This is a genomic window from Oryzobacter terrae, assembly GCF_042756445.1.
Classification (GTDB): domain Bacteria; phylum Actinomycetota; class Actinomycetes; order Actinomycetales; family Dermatophilaceae; genus Oryzobacter; species Oryzobacter terrae.
Genome location: NZ_CP170578.1, coordinates 117,329 through 143,139 on the forward strand (window position 1 = coordinate 117,329; position 25,811 = coordinate 143,139).

A 25,811-nucleotide genomic window follows, 5' to 3' on the forward strand; every position below is an offset into this window, starting at 1 on the left:
ACGGTCGCCCGGGTGCCCGCCGCAGCGTCGGGTGGGCCTCGCGCCGTAGCATCCTCGCTCGTGGACCAGCAGCCCCTCGTCGGCGTCCTCGCCGTGCAGGGCGACGTGCGCGAGCACCTCGCCGCCCTCGAGGCCTCCGGCGCGCGCACGTGCACCGTGCGCCGCCCCGCCGAGGTCGACGCGGTCGACGGGCTCGTCCTCCCCGGTGGGGAGTCGACGACGATCGACAAGCTGGTCCGGGCCTGCGGACTCCAGCAGCCGCTGCGCGACCGGATCGCCGCCGGGATGCCGGTCTACGGCTCGTGCGCCGGGATGATCCTGCTCGCCGACCGGATCGCCGACGGACGGCCCGACCAGCAGACCCTCGGTGGGCTCGACATGACGGTGCGGCGCAACGCCTTCGGGCGCCAGGTCGACTCCTTCGAGGAGGACCTCCACATCCGCGAGCTCGGTGGCGAGCCGGTCCGGGCGGTCTTCATCCGGGCCCCCTGGGTCGAGGAGGCCGGTGCGGCCGTGCAGGTCCTGGCGCGTGTCGAGCACGGACCCGCCGCCGGTAGGATCGTCGCCGCGCGACAGGGGAACCTGCTGGTCACGTCCTTCCACCCGGAGGTGACGGGCGACCACCGGTTCCACCGACTGTTCGTCGACATCGTGAGGCAGAACCAGAGGGAGCGTTCATGAGCGGCCACTCCAAGTGGGCGACCACCAAGCACAAGAAGGCGGCGATCGACGCCAAGCGCGGCAAGCTGTTCGCCAAGCTCATCAAGAACATCGAGGTCGCGGCCCGCTCCGGCGGCGGCGACCCCACGGGCAACCCCACCCTCTACGACGCCATCCAGAAGGCGAAGAAGTCGTCGGTCCCGAACAGCAACATCGACAACGCGGTCAAGCGCGGGTCGGGGGCCACCGCGGGCGGCGCCGACTGGGAGACCATCACCTACGAGGGCTACGCCCCGGGCGGGGTCGCGATCCTCATCGAGTGCCTCACCGACAACCGCAACCGCGCCGCCGCCGAGGTCCGCACGGCGCTGACCCGCAACGGCGGCCAGCTCGCCGACCCGGGCTCGGTGTCGTACGTCTTCGACCGCCGCGGCGTCGTCATCGTGCCGAAGACCGAGAAGTCCGAGGACGAGCTGCTCGAGGTCGTCCTCGAGGCCGGCGCCGAGGAGGTCAACGACAACGGCGACACGTGGGAGATCGTGTCCGAGGCCACCGACTTCGTCGCGGTGCGCACCGCCCTCCAGGACGCCGGCGTCGACTACGACTCCGCCGAGGCCTCCTGGGTCCCCAACCTCCAGATCCCGCTCGACCTCGACGGCGCGAAGAAGATGATCCGCGTCATCGAGGCCCTCGAGGACAGCGACGACGTCCAGGACGTCTACGCCAACGGCGACATCCCCGACGACGTCCTCGCGCAGCTCGAGGAGGAGTGAGCGACGCCGACGGCGTCGCCCTCTGGGACGCCGAGGCCGCGGCGTTCGACGAGGCGCCCGACCACGGGCTGCTCGACCCCGCGGTCCGCGACGCCTGGCGCACCCTGCTGACCGGGGTGCTCCCGGCGCCCCCGGCCCACGTCGTCGACCTCGGGTGCGGGACGGGCACCCTGGCGCTGCTCCTCGCGCAGGAGGGGCACACCGTCGACGCGCTCGACTTCTCGCCCGCCATGGTCGAACGGGCCGCCGAGAAGCTCGCGGGGTCGCGGGCCACCGTCCGGCTGGGGGACGCTGCCGACCCGGCCCTGGCGCCGGCCTCGGCCGACGTCGTGCTGTGCCGCCACGTGCTGTGGGCCCTGCCCGACCCCGTCGCCGTCGTGCGCCGCTGGGTCGAGGCGCTGCGGCCGGACGGCCGCCTCGTCCTCGTCGAGGGGAACTGGGTGACCGGGGCCGGCCTGACCGCCGAGCGCTGTGCCGCCGTCGTGGCAGCGGTGTGCTCGCGCGTCGAGGTGCGCCCCCTGCCCGACCCCGCCCTCTGGGGTCGCCCGGTCACCGACGAGCGCTACCTCGTCGTCGCCCGCCCCTGAGCCCGGGTCCCGCGCCGACCGCGTGTTGCTGCGCCGCCGGTCGGCGGGGGATGTGTAGCGTTACCACCGAACAGGTGTTCTAACGCCCGGCCCGCCGGACGTGCCCCGACGGAAGGCTGCTCGTGCGCGTGCTCGGTGTCGACCCCGGCCTCACCCGGTGCGGCCTCGGCGTCGTCGACGGCCGGTTCGGCAAGGCGACGATGGTCGCCGTCGGTGTCGTGCGCACCCCGAGCGACGGCGACCCGGGGGAGCGCCTCGTCTTCCTCGAGAAGGAGGTCGACGGCTGGCTGGCGCGGTACACCCCCGACGTCGTCGCCGTCGAGCGGGTCTTCGCCGACTCCAACGTCACCAACGTCATGAGCACCGCGCACGCCACCGCCGTCGCGCTCCTCACCGCGACCAAGCGGGGTATCCCCGTCGTCTTCCACACCCCCACCGAGGTCAAGGCCGCGGTCACCGGCTCCGGCCGCGCCGACAAGGCGCAGGTGACCGCGATGGTGACCCGCATCCTGGGCCTCGCGGCGGCCCCGAAGCCGGCCGACGCCGCCGACGCCCTCGCCCTCGCGATCTGCCACGCCTGGCGGGGGGCGCAGACCGCCCGCCTCGAGGCCCTGGCGAAGCAGGCCCGCGGATGATCGCCTCCCTGCGCGGCACGGTGACCCACGTGGGCCTCGACCACGTCGTCCTCGAGGTCGGGGGCGTCGGGATGCTCGTCCACACCACGCCCGCCACCGCCTCGTCGTGCCACCGGGGGAGCGAGGCCGCCCTGTCGACGAGCCTCGTCGTGCGCGAGGACTCGCTCACCCTCTACGGCTTCGGGGCCCCGGCCGACCGCGACATGTTCGAGACCGTGCAGACGGTCTCGGGGGTCGGGCCGCGCCTCGCCCTGGCGATGCTCTCGGTCATGGGTCCCGACCAGCTCGCCGCGGCCCTGTCGTCCGGTGACGCCAAGGCGCTGACCACCATCCCGGGCATCGGCGCCAAGTCGGCCCAGCGCCTCGTCCTCGAGCTGCGCGACAAGGTCGGCGCCGTCCGCGGTGGCGGCGCCGTGCCGGCCGGTGGCACCCCGCCCGCCGTCCCCGGCCGGGAGCCGTGGCGCGGGCAGGTCGCCGAGGCCCTCGTCGGGCTCGGCTGGTCGGCCAAGCAGGCGGGCGACGCCGTCGAGCGGGTCGCCGAGCACGCCCCGGCCGACGCCGAGATCGCCGCCCTGCTGCGCCTGGCCCTGCGGGAGCTGCGGCCGTGAGCGCCTCGAAGAGCTGGGGGAGCGAGGTCCACGAGGCCGACCGCGAGGACGACGGCTCGTTCGAGGTCACCGCGCGGGTCGTCGACGCCGGCGGGAGCGACGACGAGCGGGTCGTCGAGGCCGCCCTGCGTCCGCGCCGGCTCGCCGAGTTCCCCGGCCAGCCGCGCGTGCGCGACCAGCTCGGCCTCGTCCTCGAGGCCGCCCGCCGCCGGGGGAGCCCGCCCGACCACGTCCTGCTCTCGGGACCGCCGGGCCTCGGGAAGACGACCCTGGCGATGATCGTCGCGGCCGAGCTCGAACGGCCCATCAGGGTCACGAGCGGCCCGGCGATCCAGCACGCCGGCGACCTCGCGGCCGTGCTGTCCTCGCTCGACGAGGGCGAGGTCCTCTTCCTCGACGAGATCCACCGGATGAGCCGCTCGGCCGAGGAGATGCTCTACCTGGCGATGGAGGACTTCCGGGTCGACGTCATCGTCGGCAAGGGCCCCGGCGCCACCGCGATCCCGCTCGAGCTGCCCCCCTTCACCGTCGTCGGTGCGACCACGCGCGCCGGGCTGCTCCCCGCGCCGCTGCGCGACCGCTTCGGGTTCACCGGGCACCTCGACTACTACGACACCACCGACCTCGTGACGATCCTCCACCGGTCGGCGGGGCTGCTCGGGGTCGAGGCCGACGAGCCCGGCATCTCCGAGATCGCCGGCCGCTCGCGCGGCACGCCGCGCATCGCCAACCGGCTCCTGCGCCGGGTCCGCGACTGGGCCCAGGTCCACGGCGACGGCCACGTCGACCACCGCGCCGCGCTGGCCGCCCTCGCCCTCTTCGACGTCGACGACGCCGGCCTCGACCGTCTCGACCGTGCCGTCCTCGAGGCCCTGTGCCGCCGCTTCGGCGGCGGCCCGGTCGGCCTGTCGACCCTCGCGGTCGCCGTCGGGGAGGAGTCCGACACCGTCGAGACCGTCGCCGAGCCCTACCTCGTGCGCGAGGGCTTCATCGTCCGCACCCCCCGAGGACGCGCCGCGGCGCCGCGCGCGTGGCGCCACCTGGGCCTCCAGCCGCCCCGCAGCGCCCCCCTCCAGGACGCCCTCCCGCTCAGCGGGACCGCGGACGAGCCCGACGACCTCTCGGGGAGCCCGCGCTTCGGCTGACGGGGATCGGGCACGCCGCGCCCGCCCGCTTCGTTGGTCACCCCGGAACGACTCGCCTAGACTGCACTCTCGGCCCGGCTCGTCCGGGCCGCACCACTGCCTGCCGAGAGCGGGCGACCTGACCCAAAAGGACCTGATTCACCCATGTTCTCCGGCAGCGGCTCCGGCCTCGGCTACCTGCTCATCCTGGCGCTCCCGTTCCTGCTCCTCATCTTCATGATGGTCACGCAGCGACGGCGCGCCCAGCAGATCCAGGCCATGCAGGCCTCGCTCGCGGTGGGGGAGGAGGTCGTGACGACGTCCGGCCTCTACGGGACGATCGTCGCGATCGACGACGCCACCGTGACCCTCGACGCCGGGAACGGGGTCCAGCTGCGCTGGGACCGCCGCGCCATCGGCATGCGCGCGACCGAGGTGGCCTGAGCATGGCCGGCACCGCGCCGAAGACGGCTGCGCGCCGCGGCCTGCTCGCGACCCTCGTCCTCGTCCTCGGGCTCGGCGGCCTCCTCGCCGGGGCGAACATCTGGTCCGACGGCGGGGGCGCGCCCAAGCTCGGCCTCGACCTCAAGGGCGGGACCCAGATCATCCTCGAGCCCAAGACGTCGGCAGGTCAGGTCGTCTCGGCCGAGCAGCTGAACCAGGCCCGCGACATCATCGTCCAGCGCGTCGACGCCGGCGGCGTCTCGGGCGCCGAGGTCACGACCCAGGGCGACCGCAACATCGTCGTCAGCATCCCCGAGATCCCGACGCAGGAGGTGCGCGACGCGATCAGCCGCAGCTCGCAGCTGCAGTTCCGCCCGGTCCTCGCCGTCGCCTCCGCGGTGCCGCAGCCGACCGCCAGCCCGAGCCCGTCCGGCTCGACGAGCCCGGCGCCCTCGGGCAGCCCCTCGGCATCGACGACGCCGACCACCGCGAGCAGCGCGTCGCCGACGAGCAACAGCGCCGTCCCCAACGCCCTCGCGACGACGCCGACCCCCACCGGGACCGCGAGCCCGTCGGCCAGCTCGTCGCCCTCGCCCTCCGCGTCGCCGAGCGCCTCGGCCCCGGGTGGCTCGGCCGCGCCGCGGGACCCCACCGACCTCGCGTGGATCACCCCCGAGCTCACCGCGCAGTTCGAGACCTTCACCTGCGACCAGGAGCAGCTCGACGCGATCGTCGACGACGCCGCCAAGCCGCTCATCACCTGCGACGTCGACGGCACGGCCAAGTTCATCCTCGGCCCGGTCGCCGTCTCCGGCGACAAGATCAGCGACGCGACGTCGGGCTACCGCGCCAACCAGCAGGGCGCCCTGACGAGCGAGGTCGAGATCGCGCTCAGCCTCAACGGCGAGGGCGCGCGGCAGTACGCCGACATCAGCCGGAAGATGGTCAGCCTCCCCGAGCCGCAGAACCAGCTCGCGGCCACCCTCGACTCGCGCGTCATCGTGGCGCCGCGCTTCAACGAGGCCATCCTCGACGGCCGCGCCAGCATCACCGGCGGGTTCACCATCGCCGAGGCCCGCAGCCTGTCCGACCAGCTGAAGTTCGGTGCGCTGCCCCTGTCGTTCGTCGAGCAGACGAGCATCGACATCAGCCCGACCCTGGGCAGCGAGCAGCTGCGCTACGGCCTCGTCGCCGGGATCATCGGCCTCGTCCTCGTCGTCGTGTACTCGATGTTCCAGTACCGGATGCTCGGCCTGGTCACCGTCGCCTCGATCGTCGTCGCCGGCCTGATGACCTACCTCGTGCTGACGATCCTCGGGTGGTCGCACAACTACCGCCTCGACATGGCGGGCGTCACGGGTGTCATCGTCTCGATCGGCTTCACCGCCGACTCGTTCATCGTCTACTTCGAACGCGTGCGTGACGAGCTGCGCGACGGCCGCTCGCTCGAGGCCGCCGTCCAGACCGGCTGGGACCGTGCGAAGCGCACCATCCTCATCGCCGACGGCGTCAACTTCCTCGCGGCGATCGTCCTGTACGTCCTCGCGAGCTCGAGCGTGCGCGGCTTCGCCTTCACCCTCGGCCTCACGACGCTCATCGACCTCCTCCTCGTCTTCTGGTTCACGCACCCGCTGCTGACCCTCCTGGCCCGCCTGCGGTTCTTCCGCGACGGCCACCCGTGGTCGGGCCTGGACCCGCGGCGCCTCGGCGTCCCGCAGGCCACCCGCTACCAGGGGCGTGGACGCTTCACGACGGCGCCGACCGCGACCGTCACCCGGCAGGCCGCCACGGCCGCGAAGGGAGGTGCGGCATGAGCTTCTCCTTCGCCGCACTCGGCAACGACCTCTACACCGGCGCCCGCTCGGTCCCCGTCGTCCAGAAGCGCAACCGCTTCTACCTCGTCTCGGGCCTCCTCGTCGCGATCGCCGTCATCGGCCTCGTCGTCCAGGGCCTGAACCTGGGCCTGGAGTTCCGGGGTGGCTCGGAGTTCCGGGTCTCCGGCACCCAGACCACCGGCGACTACGAGCAGACCGCCCGCGACGCCGTCGGCGCCGCCGAGGACCAGCGCGGCGTCAACGTGACGCGGGTCGGCAACGACACCGTGCGCGTGCAGACCGAGCGCCTCTCCCAGGCCGACAGCCAGGAGGTCCGCGGCGCCCTGGCCGACGCCTTCGGGGTCCCCGACGCCAACGTCAGTGGCACCTTCATCGGCCCGTCGTGGGGCGCGTCGGTGAGCCAGCAGGCCCTGCGCGCGCTCGTCATCTTCATCCTCGCCGTGGCGCTCACCCTGAGCATCTACTTCCGCAACTGGCGGATGGCGGCGGCCGCCCTCATCGCGACCGTGCACGACATGGTCATCACCGTCGGCATCTACGCCCTCAGCGGCTTCGAGGTGTCGCCGGCGACGATGATCGGCTTCCTCACCGTCCTCGGCTACAGCCTCTACGACACCGTCGTCGTCTTCGACAAGGTGCGCGAGAACACGACCGAGGCCTTCGCCAACGGGCGGATGAGCTTCGCCCAGGCGGCCAACCTCGCGGTCAACCAGACGATGGTCCGCTCGATCAACACCACGGTCATCGGCGTGCTGCCGATCGTCGCGGTCCTCGTCGTCGGGGCGCTCTTCCTCGGCCCGGGCGTGCTCCTCGACCTCTCGCTCGTCCTCGTCGTCGGCATCGTCATCGGCGCGTACTCCTCGATCTTCATCGCGACGCCGGTCCTCGTCTCGCTGCGGCGCAACGACCCGAAGGTCGTCGAGCTCGGCAAGCGCGCCGAGCGCCACCAGGCCCGCAAGGCCAAGGACGTCGGGGCCGCGACGGGCGCCGCCCACCGCGGCGAGCCCGCCGAGGTGGTCGAGACCGGCGAGGACGACGCCGTGGTCGTCGGCGGGCGCCCGGCCGAGAGCGGCGACTCCGCGACGCTCACCGGTCGCGCGGTCCACAAGTACGCCCAGTCGGGCCCGCGCAACCAGCCCCGCCGTCCCCCGAAGTCCAAGCGCTGAGCGCGGTGCCCGACGCCGCGACCGGTCCCGTGGCCGGGCTCACCGCCGACGCGGTCTCCGACCTCGTCGCGGGGAGCCTGCGCGACGTCGCCGACTTCCCGACGCCCGGGGTCGTCTTCAAGGACATCACCCCGCTGCTCGCCGACCCGCACGCGTTCGCCGTCGTCATCGAGGCGCTGGCGGCGCGGCACCGCGGCGCCGTCGACCTCGTCGCCGGCATCGAGGCGCGCGGCTTCGTCGTGGGGGCGGCGCTGGCCCACGCGATGGGCGTCGGCTTCGTCCCGGTCCGCAAGGTCGGCAAGCTCCCCGGCGAGACGGTGTCGGTCTCCTACGACCTCGAGTACGGCTCGGCCGAGATCGAGGTGCACGCCGACGCCTTCGTCGAGGGCGAGCGGGTCCTCCTCGTCGACGACGTGCTCGCCACGGGCGGCACGGCGGCCGCGGCGTGGGACCTCGTCGAGCAGGTCGGGGGCGAGGTCGTCGCCTTCGAGTGCGTCGTCGAGCTCGCCTTCCTCGACGGACGCGAGCGGCTCGCGGGCCGCACGGTGGGCTCGCTCCACGTCGTCTCCTGACCCACGACTAGACTCCCGCCATGGCGGAGGACACCACGACGGCCCAGCCCGGGACCCCCGGTCCCGGGGTGTCGTCGCGGGCGCGTGCCCGGGCCGCGCTGGCCCTCGTCGGGCGCAACCGCCCGCCCGAGAACCCCGCCCTCGAGCCGCTGCTGCAGGTCGTGCGCGGCACCCACCCCAAGGCCGACGTCACGATCGTCGAGCGCGCCTACGCGGTCGCCGAGCGCGCCCACGAGGGGCAGAAGCGCCGCTCCGGCGACGACTACATCACCCACCCGCTCGCGGTGACGACGATCCTCGCCGAGCTCGGCATGACCCCCACGACCCTGGCGGCCGCGCTCCTCCACGACACCGTCGAGGACACCTCGTACAGCCTCGAGGCGCTGCGCCGCGACTTCGGCGACGAGATCGCGATGCTCGTCGACGGCGTGACCAAGCTCGACAAGGTCACCTACGGCCAGGCCGCCCAGGCCGAGACCGTGCGCAAGATGGTCGTCGCCATGGCGCGCGACATCCGGGTGCTCGTCATCAAGCTCGCCGACCGGCTGCACAACGCCCGCACCTGGCGCTACGTCTCGCTCGAGAGCGCGCAGCGCAAGGCCAAGGAGACCCTCGAGATCTACGCGCCGCTGGCTCACCGCCTCGGCATGAACACCATCAAGTGGGAGCTCGAGGACCTGTCGTTCCAGGCCCTGTACCCCAAGGTCTACGACGAGATCGTCCGCCTCGTCGCCGAGCGCGCCCCGGCCCGCGAGGAGTACCTCGGCGAGGTCCGCAAGGAGGTCGAGACCGACCTGCGCTCGGCGAAGATCAAGGCCACGGTCACCGGGCGGCCGAAGCACTACTACTCCGTGTACCAGAAGATGATCGTCGGGGGCCGCGACTTCGAGCAGATCTACGACCTCGTCGCCGTGCGCGTCCTCGTCGAGACCGTCCGCGACTGCTACGCCGCGCTGGGGGCGCTGCACGCGCGCTGGAACCCGGTGCCGGGGCGGTTCAAGGACTACATCGCGATGCCGAAGTTCAACATGTACCAGTCGCTGCACACGACGGTCATCGGGCCCAGCGGCAAGCCGGTCGAGATCCAGATCCGCACCCACACGATGCACCGCCGCGCCGAGTACGGCGTCGCCGCGCACTGGAAGTACAAGGAGGACCCCCGCGCCAAGGGCCAGGGGTCCGGGTCGGCCGGGGTCCAGGCGCGCGACGGGCAGACCGGGCCCGTCAACGACATGGCGTGGCTGCGCCAGCTCCTCGACTGGCAGAAGGAGACCGCCGACCCCGGGGAGTTCCTCGAGTCGCTGCGCTTCGAGATCACCGCGAGCGAGGTCTACGTCTTCACGCCGAAGGGCCAGCTCGTCGGGCTGCCCGCGGGCTCGACCCCCGTCGACTTCGCCTACGCCGTCCACACCGAGGTCGGCCACCACTGCATCGGCGCGCGGGTCAACGGCCGGCTCGTGCCGCTCGAGAGCCGGCTCGACAACGGCGACGTCGTCGAGGTCCTCACCTCGAAGGCCGACTCCGCCGGCCCCTCGCGCGACTGGCTGTCCTTCGTGCGCTCGGCGCGGGCCAAGAACAAGATCCGGCACTGGTTCTCCAAGGAGCGCCGCGAGGAGATGGTCGAGGCGGGCAAGGACTCGCTCGCCAAGGTCATGCGCAAGCAGGGCCTGCCGCTGCAGCGGCTCACCTCCGTCGAGTCGCTCACCGGCATCGCCGAGGAGCTGCGGCTCAACGGGATCGACTCGCTCTACGCCTCCATCGGCGAGGGCCACGTCTCGGCCCAGCACGTCGTGTCGCGGCTCGTCGCGTCGGTCGGCGGCGAGGACGGCGCGAGCGAGGACATCGCCGAGGCCGCCAGCCCCGTCGCCACCCGCCCGCCGTCCCGGCGCTCCGGCGACCCCGGTGTCGTCGTCAAGGGGATGGCCGACGTCTGGGTCAAGCTGGCCCGCTGCTGCACCCCGGTGCCCGGCGACGACATCCTCGGCTTCGTCACCCGCGGCAACGGGGTCTCGGTGCACCGGCGCGACTGCTCCAACGCCGACTCGCTGCTCTCCCAGCCCGAGAAGATCATCGAGGTCGAGTGGGCGCCCACCTCGGGCAGCCTGTTCCTCGTCCAGCTCCAGGTCGAGGCGCTCGACCGCTCCCGGCTGCTCTCCGACGTCACCCGGGTCATCTCCGACCACGGGGTCAACATCCTCTCGGCGGCGGTGACGACCTCGCGCGACCGCGTGGCCAAGCTGCACTTCACCTTCGAGATGGGCGACCCCGGGCACCTCGGCCACGTCGTGCGCGCCGTGCAGCGGGTCGACGGCGTCTTCGACGCCGAGCGGGTCACCGGCGGCGGCCGCAAGGGCTGAGGCCGCAGCGGCTCAGCCCTGCTGGGGCACCCGGCGCAGCAACATCGTGACGTAGACGTCGGCGATGTCCTCGGGCTTCTCGACGGTGAAGACGGCCGCGCCGCCGCCACCCCCGGTGGGCACGGCCCGGGCCACCGGCGCCAGCGCCCTGGCGTCGACGCCGCCCATCCCGACGAGGAGCACCGTGACGGGCGTGTCGGCGGAGCCGACCTCGCGCAGGCGGGTCGTCAGCTGCGCGAGGGTGAGGCCGCCGGCGGGGTCGTCGTTGACGCCGTCGGTGAAGAGGGCGACGAGGTTGGCCGCCGTCGGGTCGTGGTCCTCGACGGCGCGCCGGTACGCGGCGTCGAGGGTGTCGTAGAGGCCGGTGTCGCCGCCGAGCCGGGTGGCGAGCGACCCGAGCGAGAAGGCGAGCCTGGCCCGCTGGTCCTCGCGGCCGAGCTCGCCGACCGCCTGCAGCTGGGTCCAGTCGCGGTCACCCTGCTGGCGGGTCGAGAACGTCCACAGGCCGACGCTGTTGTGGTCGGCGAGGAGCTGGATCGCTCCCGTCGCCGCGCGGCTCGCGACCTCGATGCGCGAGCCGCCCGACGCGGCCGACTGGGCCATCGACCCCGACGTGTCGATGACGGTGAGCAGGCGGGTCGGGGTGGCGACCGCGGCCCACATCCGCTGGGCGGCGGCGGCCTGCTCGGGAGAGGGCTCGACGTCGAGCGCCGCGGCCGCCGGGCCGCCCTCGACCACGGGGGAGCGGTCCCGGGGAGTGCGGAAGCCGGCCGCGCGGAGGGCGTCGCTCCCGGCGGCCGAGGTCAGCGCGGCGGTCAGCGCCGCGACGGCCTCGGCCGGGGCGCTGCGCGAGGTGACGACGGGGTACTCGAGCGCGGGGGTCGCCGAGGCGGGGACGACGACGGACAGGCCGGGCGGCGCGGCCTCGTGGACGGCCTGCTCGGTCGTGGGGAAGACCGCGGGGTCGGTGCCGCCGGCGTGGGCCGACAGCAGGCTCGCCTCGGGCACGACCCGGCTCAGCATCCCGCCGATGCCGGAGAGGGAGGTCGAGCGGGCGGCCGCCGGCAGGGCGTCGATCTCGGCGAGCCCGACCATGAGGGCGATGCGACCGACCGTCGACTGCGTGGGCTCGGGCAGCCGGGTGGTCGGGGCGACGATGGTCGTCCCCCAGGACGCCGGGGCGGGCGCCTCGAGACCGCTCGGGACGGCGATGAGGACGGGGGTCGCCGCGACGGGCCCCCCGACCGACACGGTCGTGCGGTCTCCCTCGGCGACCTCCTCGGCGAGGAGGGAGGAGTCGGGGAGCCACACGTCCGGCGCCCCCTCGCCGTCGCCGGCATAGCGCTGGACCGTGACGTCGGGGGCCTCCGCGGTGACGGTGAAGCGGGCGCACACGTCGTCGAGGTCGGCGGCGACGTCCTTGACCACCGGGGCCATCGCGGCCGTCGTGACGACCGAGACGTCAGGCGTCCGCTCGCAGCCCGCCCACGGGAGGAACGGGCCCGTGCCGGTCGTGGCGACCCAGCCGCGCCAGGCCACGGCGCCCGCCAGGAGCGCGACGAGCAGGGCGACGACGACCACGGTGCCGGTGCCCGGCCCGGCTCCGCGGCCCCGGCGCGTCGGTGCACCGTGGCGTCCCATCTCCTGCGTCCTTTCCCGCGTCGGGGTGGCCGGCGACCACCACGACCCCCTGCGTGCCGGCGGGTGCCGTCAGCCTCCGAACTCGTCGAGCCCGGCGCGGGCCTGGTCGAGCCAGACCTGCTGCGCCTCGAGCCGGCCGCGGGCCGCCTCGGCCTTCTTCGGGTCGCCCTTCGCCTCGGCGGCGGCGACCTCGGCCTCGAGGGACGAGACCGACGCCTCGAGCTGCTCGACCATCGAGCGGGCGCGGGCGGCGACCTCGGGGTTGCTCTTCTGCCACTTGGTGTCCTCGGCCTCGCGCACCGCGGCCTCGACACGGCGGATCCGCTTCTCGACCCGCTCGAGGTCGCCGCGCGGCACCTTGCCGGCCGCCTCCCAGCGGTCCTGGACCGAGCGCAGCGCGGCCTTGGCGGCCTCGAGGTCGGTCACCGGGAGGATGGCCTCGGCCTCGGTGAGCAGGCCCTCCTTGACGACGAGGTTCCCGCGGAACTCCTCGTCCTCGGCGGCGGCGACCTCGTCCTTGGCCGAGAAGAAGGCGTCCTGGGCGGCGCGGAACCGCTCCCACAGGGCGTCGTCGTCGGCGCGGGCGGCCCGGCCGGCGGTGCGCCAGCGGTCCATCAGCTGCTTGTACGCCCGGGCGGTGTTGGCCCAGTCGGTGCTCGTGGCGAGCGCCTCGGCCTCGGCGACGAGCGACTCCTTGGCGCCCTTGGCCTCGGTGCGCGTGGTCTCGAGGTCGGCGAACCAGGCCCGGCGCGCCTTGTCGAAGGTGTTGCGGGCGTGGCTGAAGCGGGTCCACAGCCCGGACTCGGTCGTCTTGTCGAGCTTGGCACCCGAGCGCTGGTGCTGCTTCCACTCGTCGAGCAGGGCCCGCATCCGCTCGCCGCTCGTCTTCCACTGGGTGGAGCCCGGCGGCTGGGCGGCGATCTTCTCGGCCTCCGCGACGATGGCCTCGCGCTGCTCGGCGGCCTCGGCGCGTGCGGCGGCGCGGTGCTCGGCCTCGTGCGCGCGCTTGGCCTCGAGGCCGGTGCCGACCCGCTCGATGGTGGCCTGGAGGGCGGCGAGGTCGCCGACGACGTGGGCCTCGGCGACGTGCTTCTGGAGGGTCTTCAGGCCGTCGGCGACCTCCTTGGCGGAGACGTCGGGGTTGGCGAGCCGGGCCTCGAGGAGGTCGGCCGAGGCGGCGAGCTCGTCGAACTTGCGGGCGAAGTACTGGAGCGCCTCGTCAGGGGTGGCGCCGGGGTAGGAGCCGACCTCCTTCTCCTCGCCGTCGACGGTGACGAACACGTGACCCTCGTCGTCGACCCGTCCGAAGCGCGCCGACTCCGAGTGGCTCACCGGCGCCGGTGCCGCGGCCGCCGGGCGCGGATGGACGCGCGCGGCGATGGCGGCCGGCGAGGGGATCGTCGGGCGGGGCGTGGGCTGGTCGTCAGACACGGTCAGGCCTTCTTCTCGGTGACAGCAACCCGGAGGATGCTGATCGGTGCGGCGGGAGCGCCGTCAGTGGGGCTGGAGCCGCCGGGGGCGATCCCGGCAGCGGCGATGCGATCGACGATATCCAACCCGGCGGTCACGGTGCCGACGACGGTGTAGCCGTCGGGGTCGGGCAGGCTGGAGTCGCCGTAGACGATGAAGAACTGGCCGCCGGTGCCCGCCTTCGCGTCCTGGGTGCGGGCCATCGCGATGGTGCCGCGCGGGTAGGCCCCGTCCTTCGGGGCGTTCTCGACGCCGTAGCCGAAGCCCGGGTCGCCCTGCCCGGAGCCGGTGGGGTCGCCGCACTGGAGGACCTTGAGGCCCTCGCTCGCCGTGAGGCGGTGGCAGGGCGAGTCCTGCCAGTAGTTCTGGCGGGCCAGCTCGAGGAAGACGGCGGCCGCCTGCGGTGCCTTGGTGCCGTCGAGGGTCAGCTCGATGTCGCCGCAGTTCGTCGTGAGGGTGGCGAGGAAGGTCTTGCCCTCGGCCGCCTTCTTGTCGGGCAGCTCGAGCTCGGCACCGGTGCCCAGCGCCGCCGGGGGCGCGGGGCAGCCGGCCGCGGTCGTCGAGGACGCCGCGGGCGTCCCCTCGTCGTCTCCGCCGAACCTCGTGCCGAGGAAGGCCAGCAGGCCGACGACGACGAGGACGGTGCCCGCCGCCGCGGCGACCCGCACGTTCCTCGCCCGGTCGGCCTGACGCTTCGCCTGCTTCGCCTGCACCTTCGCGTAGCGCCGGCGAGCCCGCGCGCGCTCCTGCTCCTTGGTCACCCGTGGTCCTCCTCTGGGCCGTGACGCCGGTCAGTCTAGGCAGGCGTGCCCGGGCTACGCTCACAGGCGTGCTCGCCGTCGCCTTCCCCGCCGCCGCCTTCGCGACCAACTGCTACGTCCTCGCGGCGGGCCCGGGGGAGCAGTGCCTCGTCGTCGACCCGGGCATCGGCGTCGAGGACACGCTGCGCGAGGTGCTCCTCGAGCACCGGCTGCGCCCCGCGGCGGTCCTGCTCACCCACGGCCACCTCGACCACGTCTACTCGGTGGCCCCGGTCTGCGGGGGCGACACCGCGGCCTACGTCCACGCCGACGACCGTTACCGGCTGGAGGACCCGCTCGCCCTCGTCGACCCCGGCACGCTGGCGATGATGGAGGCGCAGTTCGGCCGGCGCGCCACGTGGCGCGAGCCCGACCGGGTCGTCGAGGTCACCGACCGCGAGGTCCTGTCGCTCGCCGGGCTCGAGGTCGAGGTGCTCCACGCCCCCGGCCACACCGAGGGCTCGGTGATGTTCGGGCTGCCGACCGTCCCCGACGGCCTGCCCGCCGAGGAGCAGCTCGACCGCACGATGGTGAGCGGCGACGTCCTCTTCGCGGGCTCCATCGGCCGCACCGACCTCGCCGGCGGCAGCGACGCCGCGATGCAGCGCTCGCTGCGCGACGTCGTCCTCCCGCTGCCCGACTCCACGCTCGTCCTCACCGGCCACGGCCCGGCGACGACGATGCGCCGCGAGCGGGCCACCAACCCGTACCTGCGAGGATTGAGCGCGTGACCAGTGACGCCCGACCCGACCGCGCCGTCGCGCGGAAGGTGACGCCCATCTCGGGCTTCCCCGAGCTCCTGCCCGCCGAGCGGCTCCTCGAGCTGCACTTCCTCGACGTCGTGCGGGAGGTCTTCGAGCTGCACGGCTTCACGCCGCTGGAGACGCGTGCGGTCGAGCCGGTCGAGCGGCTCCTCGGCAAGGGCGGCGACGCCGACAAGGAGATCTACGCGGTCAGCCGGCTCGCCGACGACCAGGCGTCGGGCCGCGATGCCGAGCTCGGGCTGCACTTCGACCTCACGGTGCCGTTCGCGCGCTACGTCCTCGAGAACGCGGGGCGGCTGTCGTTCCCCTTCCGCCGCTACCAGGTGCAGAAGGTCTGGCGCGGCGAGCGCCCCCAGGAGGGACGCTTCCGCGAGTTCACCCAGGCCGACATCGACGTCGTCGACGTCGGCGAGCTCGCGCCGCACTTCGAGGCCGAGATGCCGCTCGTCATCGCCGAGGCCTTCCGCCGGCTCCCGGTGGGGGAGTTCCGGATCCAGGTGAACAACCGGCTCGTGCCCGAGGGGTTCTACCTCGGCATCGGGCTCGAGGACGTCGCGGGCACGTTGCGCATCGTCGACAAGCTCGCACGGTTCGGCCCCGAGAAGGTGACGGCGCTGCTCGTCGAGGCGGGGGCGACCGCCGAGCAGGCGCGGCTGTGCCTGGCGCTGGCCGACATCCGGTCCGACGACCTCGGGTTCGTCTCGCAGGTGCGCGCCCTCGGGGTGTCGCACCCGACGCTCGACGCCGGGCTGGACTCCCTGTCCGCCGTCATCGCCGCCGGGATGGAGCAGGCGCCGGGCACGCTCGTCGCCGACCTGTCGGTCGCCCGCGGGCTCGACTACTACACGGGCACCGTCTACGAGACCCAGCTCGTCGGGTCCGAGGAGTGGGGCTCGGTGTGCTCCGGCGGCCGGTACGACTCGCTCGCGACCGACGGGAGGACGACGTACCCGGGGGTCGGCATCTCCATCGGGCTGACCCGCCTCGTCCACCTCCTCGTGTCCAAGCGCGGCCTCACGGCGTCGCGCTCGACGCCGGCGGCGGTCCTCGTCGCCGTGGTCGACGAGGAGACGCGCGGCCGGTCGCGCGCGGTTGCCACGGCGCTGCGGGCGCGGGGGATCGCGTGCGAGGTGGCCCCGAGCGCAGCGAAATTCGGCAAGCAGATCCGCTACGCCGACCGCCGCGGCATCCCGTTCGTCTGGTTCCCCGGGGCGGGCGAGGACGGGGCCGACCAGGTCAAGGACATCCGCTCCGGCGACCAGGTCGACGCCGACCCCGCCACCTGGCGCTGCCCCGAGGCCGACCTCCGCCCGGGCATCCTCACCCCCTGACGGCGGCGCCCCACCCGCGGCCGCGCAAGTTCGGGGTGGCCCCGAAAAGGTGTCCTTCACCCCGGTTCTAGACCCGGGTGAAGGACACGAGTTCGGGGTGACCCCGAACTTGTGCGACGGGCGGGCCAGCCGGCGGGTCAGGCGGTGGGGGTGACGACCCTCGGGGGGCGGATGCCGCAGTCCTTGAGCTCGAGGACGGCCAGGGCGCGCACCACCTTGGGGTCGCCCCGTCGCCAGGCGCCGGCCGGGTCGTGAGAGACCTTGGCCAGGCGCGGCATCGGCTGGTTGGCGATGGCGCGTAGGGCGAAGAGGTCGAGGTCGGGGGCGCCGTCGACGAACCGCTGCGCCGCCCCGGCCCGCCGGGCGAAGCGGAGCCGGACGACGAGCCAGGCCAGCACGACGAGGAGGACCGGCACGAGCGTCGTCACCACCCCGAGGACGACCGCGGTCGTCTCGACCCCGTCGGCGAACGACGTCCCCGCCGACTCGATCCCCGCGCCGGCACCGGCCGCCGTACGGAACGGCTCGGCGATCCGGTCGTCGAGGAGGGGCAGGTCGTCGACCGACTCGCCCGCCGAGGTCATCGTCCCCCGGAAGCTGCTGCCCGCCTCGGCGAGTTCGCGACCCGGCGCCGCCAGGGCCGCCACGGCGTCGTGGACGACCCGGCCGACCCACACCCAGAGGACCACCCAGAGGACGACGGACAGGTCGGCCAGGACCTGTCGGGTGCGTCGGACGGGCAGGTCGCTGTACGGCTTCATCGGGGGTCCTCCCGTGGGTGGGGATGCTGTCGGGCCGGGTCTAGACTCGCATCGCCCTCGACCCGGGGGCGGCAGCCGGGCAACGGAGCCCGGTGCACCGACGAGTCAGACAGGGCTTGGTAATCGTGAAGGTCGGCATCCCCAGCGAGGTCAAGAACAACGAGTTCCGCGTCGGCATCACCCCCGTGGGTGTCCACGAGCTCGTGCGCCGCGGCCACGACGTGCTCGTGCAGAAGGGCGCCGGCCTCGGCTCCTCGATCACCGACGAGGAGTACGTCTCCCAGGGCGCGCGGATCATCGACGCCGCCGACGACCTGTGGGCCGAGTCCGACATGGTGATGAAGGTCAAGGAGCCCGTCGCCGAGGAGTACCACCGCCTCCGCGAGGGCCTCACCCTCTTCACCTACCTCCACCTCGCCGCCGACGAGCCGCTCACCCGCGAGCTCGTCGACAAGAAGGTCACCTCCATCGCGTACGAGACGGTCCAGCTCCCCTCGGGCCTGCTGCCCCTGCTCTACCCGATGTCCGAGGTCGCCGGCTGCCTGGCGCCCCAGGTCGGGGCGCACTCGATGATGAAGGCGCAGGGCGGGCGCGGCGTCCTCATGGGCGGCATCGGCGGTGTCGCCAACTCCAAGGTCGTCGTCATCGGCGCGGGCGTCGCCGGCCAGAACGCCGCGAACATCGCGCTCGGCATGGGCGCCGACGTCACGCTCCTCGACACCGACCTCGACAAGCTCCGGATGAGCTTCTGGCGCTACGACAACCGGGTCGCGCAGATCGCGTCGTCGGCGATGTCGGTGCGCGAGCAGGTCCTCCAGGCCGACCTCGTCATCGGCACGGTGCTCATCCCCGGCGCCAAGGCCCCCAAGCTCGTCACCGACGACATGGTCGCCCAGATGAAGCCCGGCTCGGTCCTCGTCGACGTCGCCATCGACCAGGGCGGCTGCTTCGAGCACAGCCGTCCCACGACCCACGCCGAGCCGACCTTCCAGGTCCACGACTCGATCTACTACTGCGTCGCGAACATGCCGGGCGCCGTGCCGCACACCTCCACCTGGGCCCTGACGAACGCGACGATGTCGTACGCCATCAAGCTCGCCGACAAGGGCTGGAAGGACGCCTCGGTGGCCGACGACGCCCTCGCGCTCGGCCTGAACACCCACGCCGGTCACATCACCTACGGCGCCGTGGCCGAGGCCTTCGGCATGGAGAGCATCACCCTCGCCGAGGCCCTGTCCTGACCGACACGACCCCGCCGCCGACGGCCCGACCCACGCCCGTGGGCCGGGCCGTCGACGCGTGGCTGACCCACCTCGACGTCGAGAGGGGGGCCTCCCGGCACACCCTCTCCGCCTACCGGCGCGACCTCGCCCGGTGGACGGCCTACCTCGCCACGGTCGGCGTCGACCGGCCCGAGGACGTCCGCGAGAGCCACGTCAGCGAGTTCCTCGCCCGGCTGCGCGAGGGCGACGCCGACCACCAGCCACTGGCCGCGTCGTCCGCGGGTCGCACCCTCGTGGCCGTCCGCGGGCTGCACCGCTTCCTCGCCCTCGAGGGCGTCCTCGACGCCGACCCGGCGCGTCGGGTCAGCCCACCCACCCCGCCGTCCCGGCTGCCGAAGGCGATCGGCGTCGCCGAGGTCGAGCGCCTCCTCGAGGCCGCCTCGGTCGGCGACACCCCGGCGTCGCTGCGCGACCGCGCCCTCCTCGAGGTCCTCTACGGGACGGGCGCGCGCATCTCCGAGGCCATCGGCCTCGACGTCGACGACGTGCTGGGGGAGGACGGCGTGGTCCGGCTGCGGGGCAAGGGTGGCAAGGAGCGGATCGTGCCGCTCGGGTCGTACGCGGCGGAGGCGGTCTCGGCGTGGCTCGTGCGGGGGAGACCCGCCGTCGCGAGCGCCGGCCGCGGCACCCCGGCCCTCTTCCTCAACACCCGGGGCGGGCGCCTCTCGCGCCAGAGCGCCTGGGCGGTGCTGCGCGCCTGCGCCGAGCGGGCCCACCTCGACGGGCACCTCTCGCCGCACACGCTGCGGCACAGCTTCGCCACGCACCTGCTCGAGGGCGGCGCCGACGTCCGCGTCGTTCAGGAGCTGCTGGGCCACGCCTCGGTGACGACGACGCAGATCTACACGCTCGTCACCGTGCAGCGGCTGCGCGAGGTGTACGCGAACAGCCACCCCCGGGCCCGGTGATCCCCGAGCCCGCGCGTCGCCGCTGATAGGGTCGTGCCCGATCAGCGAGAGGCTGACCGTACGCACCACGGCACCGGGGAGAAGTGAATTGGACACCGAGGCGGCCTTCCAGATCCGCACGGCGGGCCAGGTCGGCCCCACCGGGCGCCCCCTCCCCGACTTCCCGGCGCCGCAGCCGCTCACGGCGCACGGCCCGGCGCGCATCATCGCCATGTGCAACCAGAAGGGCGGCGTCGGCAAGACGACGACGACCATCAACCTCGGGGCGGCCCTGGCCGAGGTGGGGCGTCGCGTCCTCCTCGTCGACTTCGACCCCCAGGGCGCCCTGTCGGTCGGCCTCGGCATCAACGTCAACGAGCTCGACATCACGGTCTACAACCTGCTCGTCGAGCGCGGCCACGACGTGCGCGACGTCATCCAGAAGACCAAGGTCGCCGACCTCGACGTCCTGCCCGCCAACATCGACCTGTCGGCCGCCGAGGTCCAGCTCGTCGGCGAGGTCGCCCGCGAGCAGATCCTGGCCCGGGTGCTGCGGCCGGTCATGGACGACTACGACGTCATCATGATCGACTGCCAGCCCTCCCTCGGGCTGCTCACCGTCAACGCCCTCACCGCGGCGCACGGCGTCATCATCCCGCTCGAGTGCGAGTTCTTCGCGATGCGCGGGGTCGCCCTCCTCGTCGAGACGATCGAGAAGATCACCGACCGGCTCAACCCGCGCCTGAAGGTCGACGGCATCCTCGCGACGATGTACGACGGCCGCACCCTGCACTCGCGCGAGGTCGTGGCCAGCGTCGTCGACCACTTCGGCGACGACGTCCTGCACACCGTCATCTCCCGCAGCGTGAAGTTCCCCGACGCCACGCTCGCCGCCGAGCCCATCACCACGTACGACGGCTCGCACAAGGGCGCTGATGCCTACCGGCAGCTCGCCCGCGAGCTGATCGCGCGCGGCGGGGCGGCCTGAGCCGATGACGAGCACCCCCGCTGATCCCGGGGGCGACGAGCCGCCGGTCGTCGGGCACGACGTCACGCCGGGCGGCGTCCTCACCCGCCGGCCCCCCGCCACGGCCTTCGAGGTCAGCCTCGACAACTTCAGCGGCCCCTTCGACCTCCTCCTCGGGCTCATCAGCAAGCACAAGCTCGACATCACCGAGATCTCGCTGGCGACCGTCACCGACGACTTCATCGCGCACATCCGCACCGAGCGGGCCAAGCCCGACGGCTGGGACCTCTCGCAGGCCTCGGAGTTCCTCCTCGTCGCCGCGACGCTGCTCGACCTCAAGGCCGCCCGGCTGCTGCCGCAGTCGGGGCCGGAGGACGAGGAGGACCTCGCGCTCATCGAGGCGCGCGACATCCTCTTCGCGCGGCTTCTCCAGTACCGCGCGTTCAAGGACATCGCCCACACCTTCGCCGAGCGGATCGCCACCGCGGGCCGGCGCTACCCCCGCACGGCCTCGCTCGAGCCGCACGTCGCGGCCCTGCTGCCCGAGCTCGTCATGACCGTCACCCCGGAGCAGCTCGCGATGGTCGCCGCCCGGGCCCTGGTGCCCAAGCCGGTGCCGACCGTGGGCCTCGGCCACCTCCACGCCCCGCAGGTCAGCGTGCGCGAGCAGGCCGTCGTCATCGGCGACCGGCTGCGCCGCGAGCGGGTCGCCTCGTTCCGCAGCCTCGTCGCCGACGCCGACTCCACGCTCGTCGTCGTCGCACGCTTCCTCGCCCTGCTCGAGCTCTTCCGCGACGCGTCGATCTCCTTCGAGCAGGCCGAGGCCCTCGGCGAGCTCACGGTCCGCTGGACCGGGCCCGAGGAGGGCGACATCGAGGTCACCGACGAGTTCGACGAGCCCCTGCCCGATGACGACGCGCCACCGTCCGACGACGACGCGCCACCGTCCGACGATGACGCGCAGACCGCACCCGAGGAGAACGCCGATGAGTGAGCACGAGCCCCCGCCCGGCGACGAGGCGGTCGAGCCGACGCCCGCGGCCGCGGAGGAGCAGCTCGCCTTCGACGTCGCCGACTTCCCCGGCGGCATCCACGGCGCCCTGGAGGCCGTCCTCATGGTCGTCGACGAGCCGGTGACCACGGTGTCCCTGGCCTCGGCCCTCGAGCAGCCCGTCGCCGACGTCGAGGCGGCCCTGGGCGACCTCGAGGACGGCTACACGGCCCAGAACCGCGGCTTCACCCTGCGCCAGGTCGGGGGCGGCTGGCGGATGTACAGCCGCCACGAGTACGCCCCCGTCGTCGAGCGCTTCGTCCTCGACGGCCAGCAGGCCCGGCTCACCCAGGCGTCGCTGGAGACCCTCGCCGTCATCGCCTACCGCCAGCCGGTGTCCCGGCAGCGGGTCGCGGCGGTGCGCGGCGTCAACGTCGACGGCGTCATCCGCACCCTGCTGACCCGCGGCCTCATCGAGGAGCTCGGGCACGACCCCGAGTCCACCGCGACCCTGTACGGCACGACGTCGTCCTTCCTCGAGCGCCTGGGGCTGCAGAGCCTCGACGACCTGCCGGCGCTCGCCCCGTACCTGCCCGAAGTCGACGTGCTCGACGAGATCGCCGAAGGAGGCCGAGGATGACACCCCCGACCAGTCGTGGAGGAGCACCGTCCGGCAAGGACGGTGGACGCGGTCGCAAGCCCGCGCGGGGCGACAGGCCCTCGAAGGGCGCCAAGCCGGGCCGGCCCGCCACGGGAGCCCGGCCGGCCGGCGGTGCCGGCAAGGGCACCCGTGACCACCGCTTCGGCGTCGGCTCGACCCGGCCGAGCCAGCCGACGCAGCCGAAGAAGCCGCCGACCCGGCCGGTCGTCGACGTGCACGACCCCGACGGCGTGCGCCTGCAGAAGCTCCTCGCGGCGGCGGGAGTCGGGTCGCGCCGCGTCTGCGAGGACCTCATCACCCAGGGCCGGGTCGACGTCGACGGCCAGGTCGTCACCGAGCTCGGCGTCCGAATCCGCACGAACCAGACCGTCCACGTCGACGGCGTGCGCGTCCAGCTCGACGAGTCGCGGGTGTACCTCGCCTTCAACAAGCCGCTCGGGGTCGTGACCTCGATGAGCGACGAGCTCGGCCGCGTCGACATCGGCGACTTCGTCTCCAACCGCAAGGAGCGGCTCTTCCACGTCGGCCGCCTCGACGCCGACACCGAGGGCCTGCTGCTCCTCACCAACGACGGCGAGCTCGCGCACCGCCTCCAGCACCCGCGCTACGGCGTCCTGAAGACCTACCTCGCCCAGATCCCCGGGCCGGTGCCGCGCGACATCGGCCGCCGGCTGCGCGAGGGCATCGAGCTCGAGGACGGGCCGGTGGCCGTCGACTCCTTCAAGATCGTCGACTCCGCCCCGGGGAAGGCGCTCGTCGAGGTCGTCCTCCACGAGGGGCGCAAGCACATCGTGCGCCGGATGCTCGCCGAGGTGGGCCACCCGGTCATCACCCTCGTCCGCACCCAGGTCGGGCCGATCCACCTGGGCGAGACGAAGACCGGCAAGTGGCGCAACCTCACGACGGCCGAGGTGGCGGCGCTCTACGCGGCGGCCGACCTGTGACCTCGGTCCACGTCGTCGGCACGGGTCTGGTCGGGACGAGCCTCGGACTGGCCCTGTCGCGCCGCGGCGACGACGTGACCCTCGAGGACGCCAGCCCCACGCACGCGGCCCTGGCCCGAGACCTCGGTGCCGGCCGGCTGCCCGACGGCCCGGTCGAGCCCGACCTCGTCGTCGTGGCGACCCCGCCCGACGTCACCGCGGCGGTGGTCGCCGACGTGCTCACCCGCTTCCCGCGGGCGGCGGTCACCGACGTCGCCTCGGTCAAGGGCACCGTCCTCGCCGAGCTGCGCGAGCGCGGCACCGACCTGTCGCGGTACTGCGGCTCGCACCCGATGGCCGGGCGCGAGCGCTCCGGCGCGGTGTCGGGGCGCCACGACCTGTTCGACGGGCGCGCCTGGGTCCTCACCCCCACCGACGAGACCGACCCCGCGGTCACCGAGGCCGTCGCGGCCGTCGCGCGCGCCGCCGGCGCCGCCGTCAGCGTCCTCGACGCCGAGCGCCACGACGCCGCCGTCGCGGCCGTCTCCCACGTGCCGCAGCTGGCGGCGAGCCTCGTCGCCGCGCGGCTCGAGGGCCTCGACGAGCGGGCCGTGGCCCTGGCCGGCCAGGGCCTGCGCGACGTCACCCGGATCGCGGCGAGCGACCCGCACCTGTGGACCCAGATCCTCGCCGGCAACGCCGTGGCCGTCCGCTCGGTGCTGGCCGACCTCGCGGCCGACCTCGAACGGGTCGTCGGCGCCCTCGACGAGCTGAGCTCCTCGACCGACGCCCCCGGGGCCCGCGGGACGCTGGCCCGCGCCATCGCCGCGGGCAACGCCGGCCACGCGCGCATCCCGGGCAAGCACGGCGCCGCACCGACCTCGTACGAGACGGTGCGCGTCATCATCCCCGACGAGCCCGGCCAGCTCGGCCGGCTCTTCGCCGACATCGGCGCCATCGGGACCAACATCGAGGAGTTCCACCTCGACCACGGGCTCGGCCAGCCCTTCGGCCTCGCCGAGGTCGACGTCGTCCCCGCGGCCGCGGCCGGCCTCGCGAGCGCCCTCGAGGGGCGGGGCTGGCGCCTGCACGGCTGAGGCCCCCACTAGGCTGACGCCCCATGACCGCCACCCTGACGATCGCGATCGACGGCCCGTCGGGCTCCGGCAAGAGCAGCGTGTCCAGGGCCGTGGCCCGGCGCCTCGGCGTCGGCTACCTCGACACGGGGGCGATGTACCGCGCCCTCACCTGGTGGTGCCTCGAGCGCGACCTCGACCTCACCGACGCGCAGGCCGTGGCGGCCGCCGCGCGCGAGCTGCCGCTCGACATCGGCACCGACCCCGACGACCCGACCGTGTCCGTGGGCGGGACCGACGTCAGCGAGGCGATCCGCTCGACCCGGGTCAGCACGGCCGTGTCGGCGGTCGCGACCAACCTCGAGGTGCGCTCGGTGCTCCGCACGCTCCAGCGCGACCTCATGGCCCGCGCCGCCGAGCAGACCGGGGGCGTCGTCGCCGAGGGGCGCGACATCACCACCGTCGTCGCCCCCGACGCCCGCGTGCGGGTCCTCCTCACCGCCTCGGAGGAGGCGCGCCTGCGCCGCCGCTCGGCCGAGCTGCACGGCACGGCCGACGCGGCGGCCGTCGAGGCCACGCGCGACCAGGTGGTCCGCCGCGACCGCGACGACTCCACCGTCTCGACGTTCACCGAGGCCGCCGAGGGCGTCGTCCTCGTCGACACCTCCGAGCTCGACCTCGACGAGAGCGTCGAGGCCGTCCTCGACGTCGTCGCCGCCCACACGGCCGAGCCCGCCGAGTGAGGAGCGCCCGCCCGGAGCCGGGCCGGTGAACGACGTCCCCGCGCCCGCCGCCTGGCGGGCCCGTGCCGGTCGGGTCGTCGGCCGCGTCCTCGTCCTCGTGCTCTACCGGGCCCGGGTCGTGGGGTCGGGACACGTGCCGCGCCACGGACCGGTGGTGCTGGCGGCCAACCACACCGGCTACCTCGACGGCGCCGTCGTCCTCGCGATGGCCCCGCGTCCGAGCCACTTCCTCGTCCTCGCCCGCACCTTCGAGGGTGCTGTCGGGCACCTGCTGCGCTGGAGCGGTCAGATCCCCATCGAGCAGGGGCGCGGCGACCGCCGGGCCCTCGGCCAGGCCCTCGAGGTGCTCGGGCGCGGGGGAGTGGTCGGCATCTTCCCCGAGGGCGGCCGGGGTCGCGGCGACCTCGCCTCGGCCGGCAAGGGGGTGGCCTGGCTCGCGTTGCAGTCCGGCGCGACCGTCGTCCCGACCGCGTGCCTGGGCACCCGGGCGACCGGCGACCTCGCCGCCTCGTGGCCCCGGTTCCGGTCCCGGCTCGTCGTCGACCTCGGGGCGCCGGTCGTCCTCGACCTGCCGGCCGGCCTGCCGGGTCGGGCGCGCCTCGAGCTCGCGACCGAGCAGATCCGGGCCGCGCTCGTCGAGCACGTGCACGCCGCCGCCGAGCGCCACGGCATCCCGCTGCCGACCGACGTGCCGCCCGACCTCCTCGACTGACGGCCCCCGTGCGTGGTCCGGGGCACCCCCGGCCGTGGGG

At 74.0% G+C, this 25,811-nt stretch carries 26 protein-coding genes; 22 read left to right on the plus strand and 4 right to left on the minus strand.

All coding sequences use genetic code 11. From position 1 onward, the window contains the following. Positions 1-60: 60 nt before the first annotated feature. The 11 genes from pdxT to ACFWN3_RS00600 all read left to right on the plus strand — a co-directional run bounded on the left by pdxT (position 61) and on the right by ACFWN3_RS00600 (position 10,761). Positions 61-681 (plus strand): pyridoxal 5'-phosphate synthase glutaminase subunit PdxT, encoded by a 621-nt coding sequence (gene pdxT, locus ACFWN3_RS00550; RefSeq protein WP_377642392.1) that lies wholly within the window; start codon positions 61-63, stop codon positions 679-681. Continuing rightward, positions 678-1,433, plus strand: a complete 756-nt coding sequence (locus ACFWN3_RS00555) for a YebC/PmpR family DNA-binding transcriptional regulator (protein WP_377642393.1) — start codon at positions 678-680, stop codon at positions 1,431-1,433. The genes pdxT and ACFWN3_RS00555 overlap by 4 nt, the downstream gene beginning before the upstream one ends. Further along, complete coding sequence (locus tag ACFWN3_RS00560; protein WP_377642395.1) at positions 1,430-2,020, plus strand: class I SAM-dependent methyltransferase; 591 nt, start codon at positions 1,430-1,432, stop codon at positions 2,018-2,020. Before ACFWN3_RS00555 ends, ACFWN3_RS00560 begins: the two co-directional genes overlap by 4 nt. 122 nt (positions 2,021-2,142) lie before the next feature. Beyond that, positions 2,143-2,655, plus strand: coding sequence for a crossover junction endodeoxyribonuclease RuvC (gene ruvC / locus ACFWN3_RS00565; protein ID WP_377642397.1), 513 nt, complete (start codon positions 2,143-2,145; stop codon positions 2,653-2,655). Then, positions 2,652-3,263 (plus strand): Holliday junction branch migration protein RuvA, encoded by a 612-nt coding sequence (gene ruvA / locus ACFWN3_RS00570; RefSeq protein ID WP_377642399.1) that lies wholly within the window; start codon positions 2,652-2,654, stop codon positions 3,261-3,263. Before ruvC ends, ruvA begins: the two co-directional genes overlap by 4 nt. Next, the gene (gene ruvB, locus ACFWN3_RS00575; protein ID WP_377642400.1) at positions 3,260-4,408 is read left to right on the plus strand and encodes a Holliday junction branch migration DNA helicase RuvB; all 1,149 of its coding nucleotides are present in this window, start codon (positions 3,260-3,262) and stop codon (positions 4,406-4,408) included. Before ruvA ends, ruvB begins: the two co-directional genes overlap by 4 nt. A 144-nt stretch (positions 4,409-4,552) precedes the next feature. Then, on the plus strand, positions 4,553-4,831 hold the full coding sequence (gene yajC / locus ACFWN3_RS00580) for a preprotein translocase subunit YajC (protein WP_377642401.1): 279 nt from the start codon (positions 4,553-4,555) through the stop codon (positions 4,829-4,831). A gap of 2 nt (positions 4,832-4,833) precedes the next feature. After that, positions 4,834-6,645 (plus strand): protein translocase subunit SecD, encoded by a 1,812-nt coding sequence (gene secD / locus ACFWN3_RS00585; protein ID WP_377642403.1) that lies wholly within the window; start codon positions 4,834-4,836, stop codon positions 6,643-6,645. Continuing rightward, a complete protein-coding gene (secF, locus tag ACFWN3_RS00590; RefSeq protein WP_377642405.1) occupies positions 6,642-7,832 on the plus strand; it encodes a protein translocase subunit SecF in 1,191 nt (396 codons plus the stop codon). The genes secD and secF overlap by 4 nt, the downstream gene beginning before the upstream one ends. A gap of 5 nt (positions 7,833-7,837) precedes the next feature. After that, entirely contained in the window at positions 7,838-8,404 is a 567-nt protein-coding gene (locus ACFWN3_RS00595) for an adenine phosphoribosyltransferase (protein WP_377642407.1), read from the plus strand. Positions 8,405-8,424: 20 nt separating this feature from the next. Continuing rightward, the gene (locus tag ACFWN3_RS00600; protein ID WP_377642409.1) at positions 8,425-10,761 is read left to right on the plus strand and encodes a RelA/SpoT family protein; all 2,337 of its coding nucleotides are present in this window, start codon (positions 8,425-8,427) and stop codon (positions 10,759-10,761) included. A 12-nt stretch (positions 10,762-10,773) separates the two neighbouring features. On the opposite strand, the gene ACFWN3_RS00605 is transcribed toward ACFWN3_RS00600, so the two are convergent. From ACFWN3_RS00605 to ACFWN3_RS00615, 3 genes are all read right to left on the minus strand, one after another. After that, a complete protein-coding gene (locus ACFWN3_RS00605) occupies positions 10,774-12,402 on the minus strand; it encodes a substrate-binding domain-containing protein (protein ID WP_377642411.1) in 1,629 nt (542 codons plus the stop codon). 69 nt (positions 12,403-12,471) lie between these two features. Then, on the minus strand, positions 12,472-13,833 hold the full coding sequence (locus ACFWN3_RS00610) for a DUF349 domain-containing protein (RefSeq protein WP_377642413.1): 1,362 nt from the start codon (positions 13,831-13,833) through the stop codon (positions 12,472-12,474). Between the two features lie 2 nt (positions 13,834-13,835). Beyond that, a complete protein-coding gene (locus tag ACFWN3_RS00615; RefSeq protein ID WP_377642415.1) occupies positions 13,836-14,633 on the minus strand; it encodes a peptidylprolyl isomerase in 798 nt (265 codons plus the stop codon). A 68-nt stretch (positions 14,634-14,701) separates the two neighbouring features. On the opposite strand from ACFWN3_RS00615, the gene ACFWN3_RS00620 reads away from it, so the two are divergent. Both ACFWN3_RS00620 and hisS read left to right on the plus strand, forming a co-directional pair. Further along, positions 14,702-15,403 carry an MBL fold metallo-hydrolase gene (locus tag ACFWN3_RS00620; protein WP_377642417.1) on the plus strand — a complete coding sequence of 234 codons (702 nt, stop codon included), beginning with the start codon at positions 14,702-14,704 and terminating at the stop codon, positions 15,401-15,403. Beyond that, on the plus strand, positions 15,400-16,767 hold the full coding sequence (gene hisS, locus ACFWN3_RS00625; RefSeq protein WP_377642419.1) for a histidine--tRNA ligase: 1,368 nt from the start codon (positions 15,400-15,402) through the stop codon (positions 16,765-16,767). Before ACFWN3_RS00620 ends, hisS begins: the two co-directional genes overlap by 4 nt. A gap of 137 nt (positions 16,768-16,904) precedes the next feature. On the opposite strand, the gene ACFWN3_RS00630 is transcribed toward hisS, so the two are convergent. Continuing rightward, positions 16,905-17,528: a hypothetical protein gene (locus ACFWN3_RS00630; RefSeq protein ID WP_377642421.1), complete on the minus strand. Its 624-nt coding sequence runs from the start codon at positions 17,526-17,528 to the stop codon at positions 16,905-16,907. Positions 17,529-17,653: 125 nt separating this feature from the next. Here ACFWN3_RS00630 and ald point away from each other — a divergent pair, with 125 nt between their 5' ends. The 9 genes from ald (at position 17,654) to ACFWN3_RS00675 (ending at position 25,771) form a co-directional block, all read left to right on the plus strand. Continuing rightward, entirely contained in the window at positions 17,654-18,769 is a 1,116-nt protein-coding gene (ald, locus tag ACFWN3_RS00635; RefSeq protein WP_377645658.1) for an alanine dehydrogenase, read from the plus strand. A 38-nt stretch (positions 18,770-18,807) separates the two neighbouring features. After that, complete coding sequence (xerD, locus tag ACFWN3_RS00640) at positions 18,808-19,719, plus strand: site-specific tyrosine recombinase XerD (protein ID WP_377642423.1); 912 nt, start codon at positions 18,808-18,810, stop codon at positions 19,717-19,719. 88 nt (positions 19,720-19,807) lie between these two features. Beyond that, a complete protein-coding gene (locus tag ACFWN3_RS00645) occupies positions 19,808-20,686 on the plus strand; it encodes a ParA family protein (RefSeq protein WP_377642425.1) in 879 nt (292 codons plus the stop codon). Between the two features lie 4 nt (positions 20,687-20,690). Further along, a complete protein-coding gene (locus tag ACFWN3_RS00650; RefSeq protein WP_377642427.1) occupies positions 20,691-21,659 on the plus strand; it encodes a segregation and condensation protein A in 969 nt (322 codons plus the stop codon). Continuing rightward, positions 21,652-22,296: an SMC-Scp complex subunit ScpB gene (gene scpB, locus ACFWN3_RS00655; RefSeq protein ID WP_377642429.1), complete on the plus strand. Its 645-nt coding sequence runs from the start codon at positions 21,652-21,654 to the stop codon at positions 22,294-22,296. Before ACFWN3_RS00650 ends, scpB begins: the two co-directional genes overlap by 8 nt. Beyond that, entirely contained in the window at positions 22,293-23,261 is a 969-nt protein-coding gene (locus ACFWN3_RS00660) for a pseudouridine synthase (RefSeq protein ID WP_377642431.1), read from the plus strand. The genes scpB and ACFWN3_RS00660 overlap by 4 nt, the downstream gene beginning before the upstream one ends. Beyond that, entirely contained in the window at positions 23,258-24,337 is a 1,080-nt protein-coding gene (locus ACFWN3_RS00665; protein ID WP_377642433.1) for a prephenate dehydrogenase, read from the plus strand. The genes ACFWN3_RS00660 and ACFWN3_RS00665 overlap by 4 nt, the downstream gene beginning before the upstream one ends. Before the next feature lie 23 nt (positions 24,338-24,360). Beyond that, positions 24,361-25,059, plus strand: coding sequence for a (d)CMP kinase (cmk, locus tag ACFWN3_RS00670; RefSeq protein ID WP_377642435.1), 699 nt, complete (start codon positions 24,361-24,363; stop codon positions 25,057-25,059). Positions 25,060-25,084: 25 nt separating this feature from the next. Continuing rightward, a complete protein-coding gene (locus tag ACFWN3_RS00675; RefSeq protein WP_377642437.1) occupies positions 25,085-25,771 on the plus strand; it encodes a lysophospholipid acyltransferase family protein in 687 nt (228 codons plus the stop codon). Positions 25,772-25,811 lie beyond the last annotated feature (40 nt).

Coding starts and splice junctions, on each gene's coding strand:
- ACFWN3_RS00555 (WP_377642393.1), top strand. CDS start 678: ATGAGCGGCCACTCCAAGTGGGCGACCACCAAGCACAAGAAGGCGGCG.
- ruvA (WP_377642399.1), top strand. CDS start 2,652: ATGATCGCCTCCCTGCGCGGCACGGTGACCCACGTGGGCCTCGACCAC.
- yajC (WP_377642401.1), top strand. CDS start 4,553: ATGTTCTCCGGCAGCGGCTCCGGCCTCGGCTACCTGCTCATCCTGGCG.
- secD (WP_377642403.1), top strand. CDS start 4,834: ATGGCCGGCACCGCGCCGAAGACGGCTGCGCGCCGCGGCCTGCTCGCG.
- secF (WP_377642405.1), top strand. CDS start 6,642: ATGAGCTTCTCCTTCGCCGCACTCGGCAACGACCTCTACACCGGCGCC.
- ACFWN3_RS00600 (WP_377642409.1), top strand. CDS start 8,425: ATGGCGGAGGACACCACGACGGCCCAGCCCGGGACCCCCGGTCCCGGG.
- ACFWN3_RS00605 (WP_377642411.1), bottom strand. CDS start 12,402: ATGGGACGCCACGGTGCACCGACGCGCCGGGGCCGCGGAGCCGGGCCG.
- ACFWN3_RS00630 (WP_377642421.1), bottom strand. CDS start 17,528: ATGAAGCCGTACAGCGACCTGCCCGTCCGACGCACCCGACAGGTCCTG.
- ACFWN3_RS00650 (WP_377642427.1), top strand. CDS start 20,691: ATGACGAGCACCCCCGCTGATCCCGGGGGCGACGAGCCGCCGGTCGTC.
- scpB (WP_377642429.1), top strand. CDS start 21,652: ATGAGTGAGCACGAGCCCCCGCCCGGCGACGAGGCGGTCGAGCCGACG.
- ACFWN3_RS00660 (WP_377642431.1), top strand. CDS start 22,293: ATGACACCCCCGACCAGTCGTGGAGGAGCACCGTCCGGCAAGGACGGT.
- cmk (WP_377642435.1), top strand. CDS start 24,361: ATGACCGCCACCCTGACGATCGCGATCGACGGCCCGTCGGGCTCCGGC.